This window comes from uncultured Aquimarina sp. (genome assembly GCF_947495315.1).
Taxonomy (GTDB): domain Bacteria; phylum Bacteroidota; class Bacteroidia; order Flavobacteriales; family Flavobacteriaceae; genus Aquimarina.
On sequence record NZ_CANLYD010000024.1, the window covers coordinates 1 to 15,865 of the forward strand.

The 15,865-nt window shown below is 33.3% G+C and carries 14 protein-coding genes; 10 read left to right on the forward strand and 4 right to left on the reverse strand.

What is annotated here, in order from left to right; all coding sequences use genetic code 11:
- The 4 genes from Q0910_RS27070 to Q0910_RS27085 all read right to left on the reverse strand — a co-directional run.
- The coding region (locus tag Q0910_RS27070; protein WP_299223572.1) for a carboxypeptidase-like regulatory domain-containing protein at positions 1-497 on the reverse strand (497 nt) is incomplete at its 3' end.
- 235 nt (positions 498-732) lie between these two features.
- Complete coding sequence (locus tag Q0910_RS27075) at positions 733-4,836, reverse strand: two-component regulator propeller domain-containing protein (protein WP_299223574.1); 4,104 nt, start codon at positions 4,834-4,836, stop codon at positions 733-735.
- Between the two features lie 104 nt (positions 4,837-4,940).
- A complete protein-coding gene (locus tag Q0910_RS27080) occupies positions 4,941-6,608 on the reverse strand; it encodes a hypothetical protein (RefSeq protein ID WP_299223576.1) in 1,668 nt (555 codons plus the stop codon).
- A gap of 6 nt (positions 6,609-6,614) precedes the next feature.
- A complete protein-coding gene (locus Q0910_RS27085) occupies positions 6,615-6,899 on the reverse strand; it encodes a T9SS type A sorting domain-containing protein (protein WP_299223578.1) in 285 nt (94 codons plus the stop codon).
- Between the two features lie 320 nt (positions 6,900-7,219).
- Here Q0910_RS27085 and Q0910_RS27090 point away from each other — a divergent pair, with 320 nt between their 5' ends.
- From Q0910_RS27090 to Q0910_RS27135, 10 genes are read left to right on the forward strand one after another with little or no spacing between them, the layout of a single operon-like run.
- Entirely contained in the window at positions 7,220-8,050 is an 831-nt protein-coding gene (locus tag Q0910_RS27090; RefSeq protein ID WP_299223580.1) for an SDR family oxidoreductase, read from the forward strand.
- Between the two features lie 11 nt (positions 8,051-8,061).
- A complete protein-coding gene (uxuA, locus tag Q0910_RS27095; RefSeq protein WP_299223582.1) occupies positions 8,062-9,246 on the forward strand; it encodes a mannonate dehydratase in 1,185 nt (394 codons plus the stop codon).
- A gap of 20 nt (positions 9,247-9,266) precedes the next feature.
- Positions 9,267-10,106 carry a 5-dehydro-4-deoxy-D-glucuronate isomerase gene (gene kduI / locus Q0910_RS27100; protein WP_299223584.1) on the forward strand — a complete coding sequence of 280 codons (840 nt, stop codon included), beginning with the start codon at positions 9,267-9,269 and terminating at the stop codon, positions 10,104-10,106.
- A gap of 8 nt (positions 10,107-10,114) precedes the next feature.
- Entirely contained in the window at positions 10,115-10,909 is a 795-nt protein-coding gene (locus tag Q0910_RS27105) for a gluconate 5-dehydrogenase (protein WP_299223586.1), read from the forward strand.
- Positions 10,909-12,153, forward strand: coding sequence for a DUF4861 domain-containing protein (locus tag Q0910_RS27110; protein WP_299223588.1), 1,245 nt, complete (start codon positions 10,909-10,911; stop codon positions 12,151-12,153). The genes Q0910_RS27105 and Q0910_RS27110 overlap by 1 nt, the downstream gene beginning before the upstream one ends.
- Before the next feature lies 1 nt (position 12,154).
- On the forward strand, positions 12,155-12,277 hold the full coding sequence (locus tag Q0910_RS27115; protein ID WP_299223590.1) for a hypothetical protein: 123 nt from the start codon (positions 12,155-12,157) through the stop codon (positions 12,275-12,277).
- Positions 12,278-12,302: 25 nt separating this feature from the next.
- On the forward strand, positions 12,303-12,968 hold the full coding sequence (locus Q0910_RS27120; RefSeq protein WP_299223592.1) for a bifunctional 4-hydroxy-2-oxoglutarate aldolase/2-dehydro-3-deoxy-phosphogluconate aldolase: 666 nt from the start codon (positions 12,303-12,305) through the stop codon (positions 12,966-12,968).
- A gap of 7 nt (positions 12,969-12,975) precedes the next feature.
- The gene (locus Q0910_RS27125) at positions 12,976-13,953 is read left to right on the forward strand and encodes a TRAP transporter substrate-binding protein (protein ID WP_299223594.1); all 978 of its coding nucleotides are present in this window, start codon (positions 12,976-12,978) and stop codon (positions 13,951-13,953) included.
- The gene (locus tag Q0910_RS27130; protein ID WP_299223596.1) at positions 13,950-14,411 is read left to right on the forward strand and encodes a TRAP transporter small permease; all 462 of its coding nucleotides are present in this window, start codon (positions 13,950-13,952) and stop codon (positions 14,409-14,411) included. Before Q0910_RS27125 ends, Q0910_RS27130 begins: the two co-directional genes overlap by 4 nt.
- Before the next feature lie 10 nt (positions 14,412-14,421).
- Positions 14,422-15,717, forward strand: a complete 1,296-nt coding sequence (locus Q0910_RS27135; RefSeq protein ID WP_299223598.1) for a TRAP transporter large permease — start codon at positions 14,422-14,424, stop codon at positions 15,715-15,717.
- Positions 15,718-15,865 lie beyond the last annotated feature (148 nt).

A 15,865-nucleotide genomic window follows, 5' to 3' on the forward strand; every position in this document is an offset into this window, starting at 1 on the left:
CCAGGTTCTCCACCATTATTAGATTGAACTACAACACCTGCTGCACGTCCCTGAAGGGCTTGCGCTGCATTTAACACTGGAAAAGCATTTAACTCTTCGGAGTTTACTGAAGAGACCGAACCTGTTACATCACTTTTCCGTCGAGATCCATATCCCACTACAACAATTTGCTCTAAAGATTCTACAGAAGCAGTTAAAGTAACATTAATATTTTTCTCACCTCCTACCTTTATTTCTTGATCAGTAAACCCCACATATGAAAATATCAAAATTGAATTTTCATCAGGCACACTTATCGTATATAGGCCATCAAAATCAGTTGTGGCTCCATTAGTTGTATTTTTCACCATAACATTGGCTCCAGGAATAGGCACTCCATTCTCCGAGGTAACGGTTCCGCTAATATCAATTTGCGCTGATAAACCTGACCCTATCATTATTAATAGAATTGGAATACACTTTCTTAGTAATTTTAAGTACGTATACTTTTCATTCATGAGTATTGATTTATGTTAGTGAGTATTTTCTAATAGAGGTATATAATCAGAAGACAAAAAAACACAATACACAGCGAAAAAAGAAGCTGTAAAAAAATATATCTGTTTTGTTTCCAATTCATACTCAAACCTAGTTAAAACACTATATCTAAAAGTTCAAAAAAGGGTATACTTATGTACTAAAGGTTGATTATTAGCGGATAAAAAGAGATATTCTTATAAAAACCGACTTTTTTTAAGAATAGAACTTTGATGCGTATTCTGAAGGTGTTTGATTAAAATGTTTTTTGAAGCATTTTGTAAAATATTTTGGGTTTCGAAAACCAACTTTGTAGCAAACTTCTGAAATATTTATCTGACCTAATTCTAATAATTGAGATGCTCTTTTCATTCTTATAGAATGAATAAATTCATTAGGTGTTAAATTTGTCCATCCTTTAATCTTCGAAAATAACATTGTCCTACTTACTCCAAGCTCTGAGCTGAAGTATGGAATATCAAAAGATGTGTTGCTTATATTATCTTCCACGATTTTTACTGCTTTTTTTAACAGCTCTTCATCAATAGAAGTTACCGTTATATCTGATAATTTAAAATCATTAGACGAGAACTTTTCCTTTTGTTTTTGAATAGAAGAAAGTAAGTTTTTTATCGTCAATAAAAATTCTTTTACGTTAAATGGTTTATTGATATAGGCATCTGCTCCTGACTCCAAACCATCAAACTTATATATTAATGAAGTTCTAGAAGTCAACAAAATAAAAGGAATATGACTCGTTCTGATATCATTCTTAATTTTAGCACATAATTCGGTACCTTCCATTTTTGGCATAATCACATCACTTATAATTAGATCTGGTATCTTCTGCAATGCTTTTTTGAAAGCAGCTTGCCCATTCTCTGCTTTAATAACCTGATAATAATCCTTAAGCATATCACCTATAAAATTCCTTAACTCATCATTATCTTCAGCAATTAGAATCAATGGCTTTTGATCCTCCTTGTCCACCATTTCTACATCCAGATCTTTACTTCTTCTAACCGAGGAGATTTGATTCTTATACTGACTGATATCATCACTTATTTTAAAATCTTTTATGATATCGGATTCATTAAGATGTTCCTTTCCTGTTTTCAGTTTTACTCTAAAAATAGTTCCTTTATCTACGTTAGTCTCAACAACTTCAATAACACCTTTATGCAGATCGACGGCTTTCTTTGCTATAGACAACCCAATACCACTTGCTTGATTAAATTGTTTCTGATAATCTTTATCTCCGGCTACTTCATAAAAACGATCAAACACTTTATCTACGAACTCTTTGTCGATACCTTTGCCATTATCCTGTATCTCTACTATGGCGTCTTTTCCTTTCTGAAAAATTCTAATATTAATTTCTCCTCCTTCTGATGTATATTTAAATGCATTAGAAATTAGGTTATAGAATACTCTTTCTAATTTATATCTATCAAAATATACTTCAATAATTTCTGAAGATGCTTCGAATGTATACGTGTAAGATCCCGCTTTTGCAAATTCGTTGAACGACAGATAAATCTCCTTTAAATATTTAACCAAGTTACCTTCTGCAACTTCTAGCTTGGAATGCTTATTTTCAAACTTTCTAAAATCCAGTAACTGATTTATCAATTTTAGTAATTGATCGGCATTACGTTCTATAACCAATAAACGTTTATACATTTTATTACTCCCTTGATAATTTTCTATCAGTTGTTGTAAAGGTGCTATGATCAAAGCGAGTGGTGTTCTGAATTCGTGAGAAATATTAGTAAAAAACTCTAGCTTAGAACGGTTCATTTCTTCTTTCCTAATATTTTCTAGATGTTCTAAATCTAATTTATGCTTCAGTTTCGTTTTTGCCTTATTAATTTGGTTTAATCCAAACAACGCTAAAACTATCATTAATACATATCCAGCAAAGGCAATTGGGCTTTTCCAAGGAGCTGGTTTCAATAATATTTTTAATTGCGTTGCTTCGTCATTCCAAATATTATCATTATTAGCTCCTTTTACTTCAAAAGTATAATTCCCTGGCTTTTGTATTGCATAATTTACTTCTGTATTTTTTGTATACTGCCATTGGTCATCCAACCCAACTAATCGATATGCATATTGATTGTTTGATGGATTAATAAAATTAGGCATAGCAAAACTAATCCCAAAAGAAGCCTGATCATGTAACAATGTTAATTTATCCGTATATGAAATACTCTTTTTTAATACTTTCTCATCTCCATATGTATCAATTCTCTTCCCCTGAACATTAAAATCCGTTAAAACTACTCCCGGTACGAAAGTGTTCTTTTTTATCTGATTAGGATTCAAAAAAGAGACGCCGGATGGACCACCAAAATAGAGATCTCCATTCTTCGCTTTTAAGCACGAATTATTATTAAATTCATTACTGATCAGCCCATCTGTTTGATTATAAAGAATTGAAGTTTTTTTATCAGGATTATATGCCACAATACCTTTGTTGGAACTAATCCATATAACATCATCATCATATTCTATAATACTAAAAACTGTACTAATTTTTGTTCCTACTACATTAAGTTTTAATCTATTAAATTTATTACCATCAAACTTATAGATTCCATTTGCTTTGGTTCCAACATAGAGCACTCCTTTTCTATCTTCATATATGCTTAAAATATCATCTCCCGATAATTGTTCTTCATTAAAAAAGAAACGCTTTACTGTAATTATTTGTTCATTATTTAATCTATCTTTTTCTATATAATTAAGGCCATTTTGAGTGCCAATCCATAAATTAGAGCCTTTATCGACATGCAAAACTCTAATTCTATCATTAGAAAGTGATTTTTTATTTATGTCATTATGATCTATAAATCTGAAGTCTTTATTTGTTAAATCATATTGAATAAGACCTTTTCCAAAAGTCCCCAAATACATAAAATGGTCAGATTTTTTAATCGTATATACTCCGATATCTTTAAGAAGTACTCGTAAATCTTTACTTAACAAATTAGTTATAAACTTCTTAGCGTTTATATCGTATAAAGCTACACCAGCATTATACGTTCCAATCCAAAGTTTTTGGTCATCAAGAAATAATGATTTTATACTAAGACTAGGGAGTTTATCAATGGAAACTTTTTGAATATCAACAGATTGATTTTTCTTTAAATCCAATATACTAATACCTTTCCCTTCCGTACCAAAATAGATTTTACCAGAATCATCCTGTAAAATACTACTTACCACACCATATTCGATATCTTCATTATTATTCTTTCTAAGGGATATAAAGTTCGAATTAGATTCATCCCAAATATTAATTCCTCCGTAATACGTTCCAAGCCAAGTTGAACCCTTCTTATCGATAAAAATTGTTTTGATCGAATTCCTACTAAGGCTCTTTAGGTTATTTTGTTGATGTTTAATAGAAATAATAGAATCATCATTGTTTTTTATACAAAGTCCATCATAGGTTGCAATCCATAGGACTCCCCGATTATCTATAGATAAACTTCTAACATCTTTATTGATTATTTGATTTTTACTAGTCCTTTTTACCTGCTTAAAAGAACCAGAGGTTAGGTCGTAATAATTAAGGCCTCCATATTTAGTTCCAATCCATAATCTATTTTTATCATCTTCGACAATGGCCTGAATATAAGAATCACTTAAGTTATTTGATCTTTGGCTACTATAAAATCTTTCAAAACTAAAATTGTTCTCATTCCTTCTTTTTAGCTTATTCAAACCATTTGCAGTACCTATCCAAATATCTTTTTTCTTGTCTTCATATATACTTAAAACATAGTTATTAGATAGACTTGAAGCATTAGTGGGATCATTTTTAATAGTAATGAATGAATCGGATTCTCTATCGTATATCATAAGACCATTAGACGAACCAAACCAAAGTTCTCCATTATCCAACATTTTAATCGACCAGATTGTATTATCCGAAATACTTCCTTTTTTGCTAGAATGAAAATATGATTTAAACACATTTAGCTTTGGATCATACCTGTTTAACCCATTATATGTTCCAATCCAAATAAAACCTTCTTGATCTTCCTGTATGGATAAAATATCATTATTACTGATTGAAGTAGAATCATTAAGTATAGTTCTATATACGGTAAAATTATCTCCATCATATTTATTCAATCCATCTCTGGTTCCAATCCACATACGACCTAACCGATCCTGATGAATAGCAATTACTGAACTTTGGGATAATCCATCGGAGGTAAATAGATGTAAAAATTTATTGTAAAAATTATCTTGAGCGATAGATACGACAGAAATAAAAAATAAAAATAATGCGTATATATATTTCATCTATTCCCTTAAAATTTTCTCTTAATAACGTTAAGCTCTCCAAAATATTAAAAAAATGTTAATAACTTAACATGATCTCAATTCTTTAATCTATCAATTTCTTATTAATCATTCAATCTTTTCGCAAGTTGATAATGATACAATGAAGGTATTAATTCCATCTTTGCGTTAGTAAAATTTATATAAGCATTGGGGTTATAATCTATTTCTATTTTTTTGTTCCCCCAAACTCCAATTACTCTGACATTAGGTCCATCATTCATTCCATCCAATTTTATCGTCCCTTCTGACTCAAGTTTACTTAGAAAATTCACTTTTATGTTCCAAAAAGTACTATATGATCCGTGAGAAGGCTTCCAATACCACGCTCCTCCTCCAGCAAAAAGAGGATATGACTTATTTTCCAGAGGATCCAAATGAGCTGTTATTTTGTCAAAAAGATTTTGATGATTAACTCCTGAATGTTGATCAAGAATGGGGTTTTTAAAAACTTCACAGTTGCTATAAATACTTTTTGTAGAAAATGTATTAAAACTTAAGGGATGCATCGTATCATTATAAACAGATAAGTTTTTTACCAAGACATTATGAACGCCTCCCATTTGCACTGTGTAATGCCCTTTTTTATCACCTTTAGTTAGGATATTCTCAATGGTAACATTTGCGATTGCCTCCGTTAATATTCCGCTATCAGCATTTTCTATAACTATATTTTGAACCCAACTGTTAAAAACTCTGGTAAGATAAATACCATTATATCCTTGTTCTACGTGGTGAGCAATGCGATTAGAAAAAGGAAAGGTTATTTTGAAATTTTGAATTCCTACTTCTTCCAGATGATCCCATTTTATAATTCTAACATTATACTCAGGAATGACATCTAACAATAGAGGAGATTTAATTGTAACTGAATTTTTAGAGACTTTTTCAATTTTGGCCTGCTGACGAACTAAGGGAAGATCGGGGTAATTCCAATGATGAGATCCAATTTTCAGGCCGGTATCTCCATACAATTCATTAAGTATTGTTCCCTCTTTTCCTTTTTCATTAAACCATTGTATCTCTACAACATTACCTGGTTTAAGGCCCGTATTTCTATCAACTTCAAAAGTAAGTGCTCCACGCTTTGTAGTACTAATAGTTGCCAAAATATTTGGTACAACATCGTATTTCTTAAGGTAAGATTTTACTCTAGCATCTGGCACTCTTGTCCATAACATCCCACCAGACCAGGAATATTGAGAAAAAGGAAGAAAAATATTATTTTCTTTCTCTTTTTGAATCTTATTAAGTTTTACTAAATATTCTCTAAGTTCCTTTAAATCTTCAGGATCATTTAAATACATCATAGGTCTAGGGCAAAAGATCTCTGTCCCTTTCTTTCCTACTCCACATCCATTAAGAACTATATTACTACGTTCGAAATACAGTATTTCGCTTAAAATTATTCTTCCGGGAGGTAATTGGATCAGTACTGCCTCCTTTAATTTGTGTGCTTTTTTAAAGACACTTAATAAGGCCTTAGAATCATCTTTACCGTCATTTGCTTCTACTCCAAAATCCGTAGCATATAGCGTCACGATATTTTTAGGGGTTTTGATCTCTTTTTCTCCAAATTCATAACCGGAGTAACTAAAATCAGGAATAAAAGGACCTTTGTTATCTACTAAGTCCAGTAGTTTTTGTTTATCCTGAGCAGAAATTTTAACAAATAACAATAGGGATAGTAACCAAAAAACCAAATTTAGATTATTCGTATCACTTTCCTGCATTATAAATTATTGTTTGATAATCTTATAAATAGATGAGTTAGATGAACTAAAAGTTTTCAGAATATATATACCTGTATTGAGATGGCTAACGTCAATTTCTTTATTATTAGAAGCTAATAATTTATCCTGAACTTCATACGATATATCACTATAGGAATCTTCGATAAGTTGATACGTATTGCCGGAACCATCAGCCTCTAACAATGTAACCACATCCTGTGCACTAACGCTTAACGGTAAAATTAAAAGTAAGCTGGGTAAAAACATTCTTAGGGGTATATTACCAATCATGACTATAAATTTTGAAATAGAATACTTCAAAACTATTAAAACTTATCCTAGCAGTAGTTCAGTTTAAGGGTGTCAATTGTTCAAATAATCAAAAAAACTCTTAAAATTTAGTATTTCTTTTATTATCCGTCACCAATATCAATCATATAATCAAACTTTTGACAAAAACTATTTTCTACTAATAGAATACATAAAAAACTAATAATCAGATTATTGTACTTTTTTATCCTATTTTCTGTATGATCCTTTTCCAAAAATTGATTTGTAATTGTCATAAAAGCTCCAAATTTGAGATAGTTGAATATTTTTCTCTTTTCTATATGGATAATAAAGTAATAGTACTAACAGGTGGCGGTGGTGTTTTAGGTAAAACAATGGCACTGGCCTTAGCTAAAAAAGGCGCTAAACTCGCCATTTTAGATTTGAGAAGAGATGCTGCAGAAGAAGTAGTAAAAGAAATCAAAATACAAGGAGGAGTTGCAATTGGTGTTGCTGCAGATGTGCTTAGTAAGGAATCTTTATTAAAAGCACGAACCGAAATTAACTCCAAACTAGGTAGTTGTGATATTTTAATTAATGGCGCCGGAGGTAATCATCCTAATGGAACTACATCCAATACTCACTTAGTTTTAGAAGATCTTGAAAATAAACAAAATGACTTTAAAACATTCTTTGATTTAGATTCAGAAGGAATTCAATTTGTTTTTAACCTTAATTTCATTGGCACATTATTACCTACCCAGGTTTTTGCTCAGGATATGGTCGGAAAAGAGGGTTGTAGCATTCTTAATATCTCTTCGATGAATGCTTTTACACCCTTAACCAAAATCCCAGCTTATAGTGGTGCAAAAGCAGCTATATCAAACTTTACACAATGGCTTGCCGTACATTTTGCAAAAGTAGGTATTAGAGTAAACGCATTAGCACCTGGTTTTTTTCTAACAGACCAAAACAGATCGCTACTAACAGACTCCGAAGGAAATCCAACACAGAGAGGAAAAACTATTATAGAACAAACGCCAATGGGTAGATATGGCGAACCCGAAGATCTTATTGGAACGACAGAGTGGTTATGCGGAGAGGGTTCCAAATTCGTAACAGGCATTGTGGTGCCGATTGATGGAGGTTTTAGCGCATTTAGTGGTGTTTAAAATACATAAATATGAATTTAGAACAAACATGGCGATGGTATGGACCCAATGATCCGGTCTCATTATCAGATATAAAACAAGCCGGAGCGACTGGTATTGTATCCGCATTACACCATATCGCTAATGGAGAAATCTGGACTATTGAAGAAATATTAAAAAGAAAGAACCTCATAGAAGCATCTGGACTCAATTGGTCTGTTGTAGAAAGTGTACCCATACACGAGAATATCAAAACCAAGTCTGGAAAATATCAAGAGTATATAGAAAACTATAAAACTACTATCAAAAACTTAAGCGCTTGTAAAATCAATATCATCTGCTATAATTTCATGCCCGTTTTAGATTGGACCAGAACCAATTTGGAATACGAAGTATCTGACGGATCTACAGCGTTGCGTTTTGATGCTACAGAATTTGCCGTTTTTGATTTATTACTACTTAAAAGACCAGGTGCAGAAAAAGAATATACAGATACACAAATAAAGGCAGCAAAGACTTTAGAAAAACAAACGTCTGACGCTCAAAAGAAGCTACTGGTTAACAATATCATCGCAGGCTTACCTGGCGCAGAAGAAGGTTATTCTTTAGAAGACTTTAATGCTATTTTGGATACATATAAAAATATTGGAGCTAAAGAACTAAAGGAGAATTTATATTCATTTTTAAAAGAAATCATTCCAATTGCTGAAGAATCAGGAGTACTCATGTGTATCCATCCTGATGATCCACCATATCCAATTCTAGGTTTACCAAGAGTAGTAAGTACCGAACAAGATATTATAGATTTATATAACGCAGTGGATTCTCCTAATAATGGACTTACGTTTTGTACAGGATCTTTTGGATTACGTAAGGACAATAATTTACCTGCAATGATCGAACGCCTGGGAAGTCGAATACATTTCATACATCTAAGAAGTACGAAGAGAGATGACAAAGGTAATTTTTATGAAGCTAATCATCTGGAAGGAGATGTTGATATGTATGAAGTGATGAAAGCTTTAATCAATGAACAAAACAAAAGACATAAAGCGGATAGATCTGACTTAAATATCCCAATGCGACCAGATCATGGTCACAAAATGTTAGACGATCAACATAAGAAAACAAATCCCGGTTATTCTGGCATCGGAAGGCTTCGAGGTTTAGCTGAGCTTAGAGGTCTAGAATTAGGAATTAGAAAATCAATAAGATAAAGAAATTAAAATATAGAATTATGGCTACTGCTTACGAATCCAGATATGCATCCCATCCTAAAGCTGTTAAAGCTATGGACACCACAGAACTTAGAGATGAATTTTTGATAGAGGACCTAATGCAATTAGGACAAATCAATCTAACGTATTCTCATTATGATAGATATATTGCAGGGTCTGCAGTACCGAAAGACACTTTAAAACTAGAGCCGATTGATCCTTTAAAAGCAGAGTATTTTTTGGAACGAAGAGAGCTTGGAATCATTAATGTCGGTGGGAAAGGAGAAGTTATCGTGGACGGAACTTCTTATGAACTAGAATATAAAGAAGCCTTATATGTAGGAAAAGGAAATAAAGATGTATTGTTTAAAAGCCAAAGTGAATCCAACCCTGCTAAATTTTATATCAACTCTGCACCGGCGCACCATAGTTATCCAACGGTAAAAGTGACAAAAGAAAAAGCTAATAAAATAGAGTTAGGGTCCTTAGAAACGTCCAATCATAGAACAGTATTACAATTGATTGTTGGTGGCATTGTAGAAACCTGTCAATTACAAATGGGAATGACTGAATTAAAAAAAGGTAGTGTTTGGAACACCATGCCAGCACATTCTCATGACAGAAGAATGGAAGTGTATTTTTATTTTGAAGTGCCAAAAGACCAATCTGTTTGCCATTTTATGGGTCAAACGGATGAAACCAGACATATCTGGATGCAAAATGAACAAGCTGTAATTTCTCCGCCCTGGTCAATTCATTCCGGCTCAGGAACTTCTAATTACACCTTTATCTGGGGAATGGCAGGAGAGAATTTGGATTATGGCGATATGGACAAATGTGAAATAACAGCTCTTAAATAAATACACCTATGTCATTATCTCTATTTAATATTAAAGGTAAAAATGCATTAATAACAGGTGCAACTCACGGTTTAGGAATGGCCATGGCAAAAGGATTGGGACTTGCCGGAGCTACTATCATTGTAAATGGTAATTCTTCTCAAGAAAAAATCGATCAGGCTGTAGAAACTTATAAGCGTTTAGGGATACATGCTAAAGGTTATAAATTCGACGTGACCAATGAAGAAGAAGTAATACGAGCTATTCAGCAAATTGAAAATGAAATTGGAACCATCGATATATTAATCAATAATGCCGGAATAATAAAACGTGTTCCTCTAGAAGAAATGGAAGTCGCCGATTTCAAACAAGTGATTGATGTCGATCTGGTGAGCCCTTTTATCGTTTCTAAACATGTTGTAAAAGGAATGATTGATCGAAAATCGGGAAAGATTATCAACATTTGTTCGATGATGAGTGAGCTGGGGCGTAACACCGTTGGAGCCTACGCCGCAGCCAAAGGTGGGCTGAAAATGCTTACGCAAAATATGGCAACTGAATGGGCAAAACACAATATACAGGTTAATGGTATTGGACCAGGATACTTTGCAACAGAACAAACAGCTCCAATCCGAGTGGATGGACATCCATTTAATGATTTTATCATCAATCGAACACCCGCAGCAAAGTGGGGAGATCCAAATGACCTAGCAGGTACAGCTATATTTTTAGCCTCTAAGGCAAGTGATTTTGTAAATGGTCATATTCTTTATGTGGATGGTGGTATTCTAGCTACCATCGGTAAACCAGCAAATGAAAAGTAATGAAACATCTATTTATTCTTATCTCCGCATTTCTTTTGATTGCTTCAAGCTGTAAAAAGGCCAAAAAACAAACTATAGAACAAAAGCGCATCAGTTTTAAGAACACTTTAGATATTAATCGAACAGATGAAAGCATTATTCTATCCAGAGATAAAATAATATCCATACTAGATAGTATTCCAAATAATAGAATTCCTATGATGAAAGACTCATCAGGAAAAACAATTCCTTTTCAATTAGATGATATAGAAAAAGATGGTGTTTGGGATGAACTTAGCTTAGCTCTTGACTTTACACCAAATCAAACGCTCAAGTTAGAATTAACTACTATCGCCAAAGAAAGTATTCCTTCCTTCACTCCAAGAACAAATATTCGATTCGGAATCGGAACAAATAAAACCAATGTAAAAGAAGTTATAGAACAAAAACGTATAGGAGATCCCAGAGCTAATGATAGCATTTTTTATCAAATGGAAGGTCCGGCATGGGAGAACGATAAAGTTGGATTTAGATTCTATTTCGATCCACGCAATGGTATAGATGTTTTTGGAAAAACTACTTCAGAACTAGTTCTAGATAGAGTTGGTCTGGGAGACGGAAATTACCACGAATTAGATGATTGGGGAATGGATATTCTAAAAGTTGGGAATTCTTTAGGTGCGGGATCACTAGCCATAAAACATAATGATTCACTCATCAGAATCACCGGAAAAGATCAAGCCGAATTTAAGGTTATTGCTGAAGGAACAATACGCTCCATTTTTGAAATGACTTATAAAAACTCGAAAATTGGAGATCAAAACATTGATCTTATTCATAGAATCACTATTTGGAAAGGTCAATGGGGATACCAAAGTGAAGTCTTTTTTAAAGGCATAACAGATCAAATGAAATTGGTAAGCGGTATTGTCAATTTGAAGCCTAACAAGTTATATTCAAAAAAACTAGAAAACTATAACACTTTGGAAACATACGGTCTTCAATCAGAGAATAATGATTCACTAGGGATGGCAATTGTTGTTCCAACAAAAGAATTTATAACTCAGGATGAAGCTCCAAAGGAAAAAGCAGATATCGTACAAACGTATTACACGGTGATGAATGCTTCAGATAAAAAACCTACGACTTTTTATTTCCTTTCCGGATGGGAACAATCTGATGAGCAGTTTAAAACTTATAACGGATTTGAAAAAATGATTGCCAATATGATCGATAGACTATCAAATCCAATACTGATTCAATAACATGAAGAAAAGAGTTGTCACTTTAGGCGAAGTACTAATGCGTCTCACCACTGCATCTAATGAGCGTTTCGAGCAATCGGATAGCTATGCTGTACATTTTGGTGGAGCAATTATTACAGGGTGATAACATCGGAAGATTATTACGATAAATGAAATACTCAAAAGAACATATAATTGTAGTAATGGAAAATACAGGATTGATTCCTGTTTTTAACCATCAAGATATTAGCATAGCAAAGGAAATATTAGATGCTTCCTATAAGGCAGGTGTTAGAGTATTTGAATTCACCAATAGAGATGAAAAAGCATTAGCTGTATTTACTGAATTATACAAATATGCATCTAAATATGATGATTTGATTCTTGGAATCGGTACAATTTTTACTAAAACACAAGCCAAGCAATTTCTGGATGCCGGTGCGGATTTCATTGTTTCTCCCGCTTTGATTACTGAAATAGCTGATTTCTGCAATGAAAAAAAAATCTTATGGATACCTGGATGTGCTACCATTACAGAAGTATATACAGCTCATCAACTAGGTGCGCAACTTATTAAGGCATTTCCAGGTAATGTTCTTGGACCAGATTTTATAAAAGCAGTTAAAACGGTGTTACCACAAGTAAAAATAATGCCAACAGGAGGTGTGGAACCAACTTTAGAAAATCTGAAACTTTGGTTTAATTCTGGTGTTAGTTGTGTTGGGATGGGATCACAGCTTTTTAATAAAGGTGATATTAAAAGTAAAAACTTTCTAAAACTGACTGAAGACATTAAAGAAGCGCTACAGCATGTTCAAAAAGTCAAAAACATATAAACCCATGATGATCAAGAAACTATTATTACTTTTTATAGGATTATTTGTATTAGGATCTTGTTCTACAGAAAAGGAAACTAAAATACTCAGACTTGCACATACTTTGGACACCAAACATCCTGTGCACAAGGCGATGGTAATTTTAGGAGAAAAACTTGAAAAAAAATCTAATGGTGCCTTGCAAGTTAAATTATATCCAAGTGGTCAATTAGGTGCAGAACGCGAATGCCTGGAATTACTACAAATAGGAAGTCTTGATATCACTAAAGTTTCTGCAGCAGTATTAGAAAATTTTATCACAGAATACAAAGTTTTCAGTATTCCTTATTTATTCAGAGACAGGCAACACGCGTTTCAGGTTTTTGATGGTACTGTCGGAGATGATATGCTCACCAAAGGAGATAAGTATCGATTAAGGGGGTTAACTTTTTATGATGCAGGGAGTCGCAGTTTTTATACCAAAGAAAAACCAATAAATACTCCAGAAGACCTTAAAGGTCTTAAAATTAGAGTCCAAAAAAGTAATATGGCGGTAGCTATGGTAAATGCTTTAGGAGGTTCTCCTACTCCAATTTCCTGGGGAGAATTGTACACAGCTCTGCAACAAGGTGTTGTGGATGGTGCAGAAAACAATCTTCCTAGCTTTTATACTTCCAAGCATTATGAGATTTGTAAATATTTTAGTTTAGACCAGCACACTGCTGTACCAGATGTTTTATTGATAGGGTTAGACACCTGGGAAAGATTATCTAAACAAGAACAGGCCTGGTTAAAAGAAGCCGCAAGAGAATCTACTATTGAGCAACGTAAATTATGGGCAGATTCTGAAAAAGAGTCTTTGGATGCTATAACTGCATCGGGAGTAGAAATTATAACACCAGATAAAGTTTTGTTCGAAAAACAAACAGAAAGTATACAGGCTATGTTTCAGGATCAACCCAAAATGTTATCTCTCATTAAGAATATTAAAAACACGAATCAATGAGAAAAGTAATTGACACGTTTTTGGAAAAAACACTGATCATCATATTCTCAATAATGTTATTTAGTGTTATATGGCAGGTGTTTTCGAGGTTTTTATTAAAATCTCCCAGTACAATTACCGATGAAATTTCGAGCTTTTCTCTAATATGGTTAGGCCTTCTGGGAGCAGCATATGCAACAGGAAAACGCTTACATCTAGCTATAGATTTAATACCCAGTCACATCGTAGCAAAAAAACAACGATTATATGATGGAATCGTTCACGGAGCGGTATTTATTTTTGGACTATTGGTTATGGTCATTGGCGGAGCCAGACTTTGTTGGCTTACGTTTGTGTTTCAACAAAAATCAGCTACGCTGGAAATTCCTTTAGGTTTTATTTATTTGGTAATACCTATCAGTGGGTTATTAGTTTGTTACTATTCTATGGAAATTCTACTTCGAAAAAAAAGATTTTAAAATATGTTTTATGAATTATACTGAAGTTTTAATCCTGACCCTTAGTTTTCTGGTATTACTTTCCATACGTGTCCCTGTAGCTTATGCTATTGGGCTTTCTGGATTGTTTACGCTTATGGTAGCTATGCCATTTATGCCTTCAGTAACGACATTAGCACAACGTATGGCAACATCTTTAGATAGTTTTACGCTTTCGGCTATTCCTTTTTTTATTCTAGCTGGCCAGATTATGAATAAAGGAGGTATCGCTGTAAGGTTAATAAATTTTGCAAAAGCTATCGTAGGACCTCTTCCAGGAGGCTTGGCTTTTGTAAACATATTTGCTTGTATGCTTTTTGGTGCTATATCTGGTTCTGCAGTTGCTGCGGCCTCAGCAATTGGAGGATTTATGAATCCGATGATGGAAAAAGAAGGATATGATAAACCTTTTAGTGCTGCCGTGAATATTACGAGTTCTACAACGGGATTATTAATTCCACCCAGTAATGTATTGATTATATATTCCCTGGCAAGTGGTGGAGTTTCTATTGCTGCTTTATTTGTAGCAGGATATGTACCTGGACTACTTATTGGACTTGCTCTAATGCTGGTAGCTGGTGTTTATTCAGTAATCAAAAAGTATCCTACAGAAAAATTGGTAAGCTTCAAAGTGTTTTTCAAGAGGTTTTTAGATGCATTACCTAGCTTATTGTTATTAGTGGTAGTTATTGGAGGAATCGTTGCCGGAATTTTTACAGCCACAGAAGCTTCTGCTATTGCTGTGATTTACACTTTTGTATTAGCCATGGCGTATAAAGAAATTTCTTTTAAAAGTATTGCATCCATACTTCTGGAAACTATAAAAACCTCATCAATTGTACTATTGTTGATTGCTACTTCTATTGCTATGTCTTGGGTAATGTCTTACGAAAATATCCCTCAGGAAATTAGCAATGCCTTACTTTCTGTAAGTGAAAACCCAATAGTAATCTTGATTCTTATCAATCTCATTTTACTATTTGTTGGTGTTTTTATGGATATGACTCCTGCGATACTAATATTCACACCTATATTTTTACCTATAGTTACGGATTTAGGTATGAATCCTATTCATTTTGGTATCGTGATGATTTTAAATCTTTGTATTGGATTATGCACTCCTCCTGTGGGCTCTGTACTTTTTGTAGGATGTAGTGTTGCCGAATTAAGTATTCAAAAAGTGATTAGACCCTTAATGCCTTTATTTTTAATTATGATTCTGGTACTGGTTTTAATTACCTATATACCACAACTTAGTTTATGGCTACCAAGGGTATTTGACTTGTAAGATTTAATTCAAAAACGGGTTTTCTATTAACAATTATTGCAGCTAAGTTTTAAGATACAATTTAAGTTTAAAAAAAATGATGATACTATTGTCAGTCTGAGCTTGTCGAAGACACTTTGATCATTCGAAAATATAAACTTCGACAGGC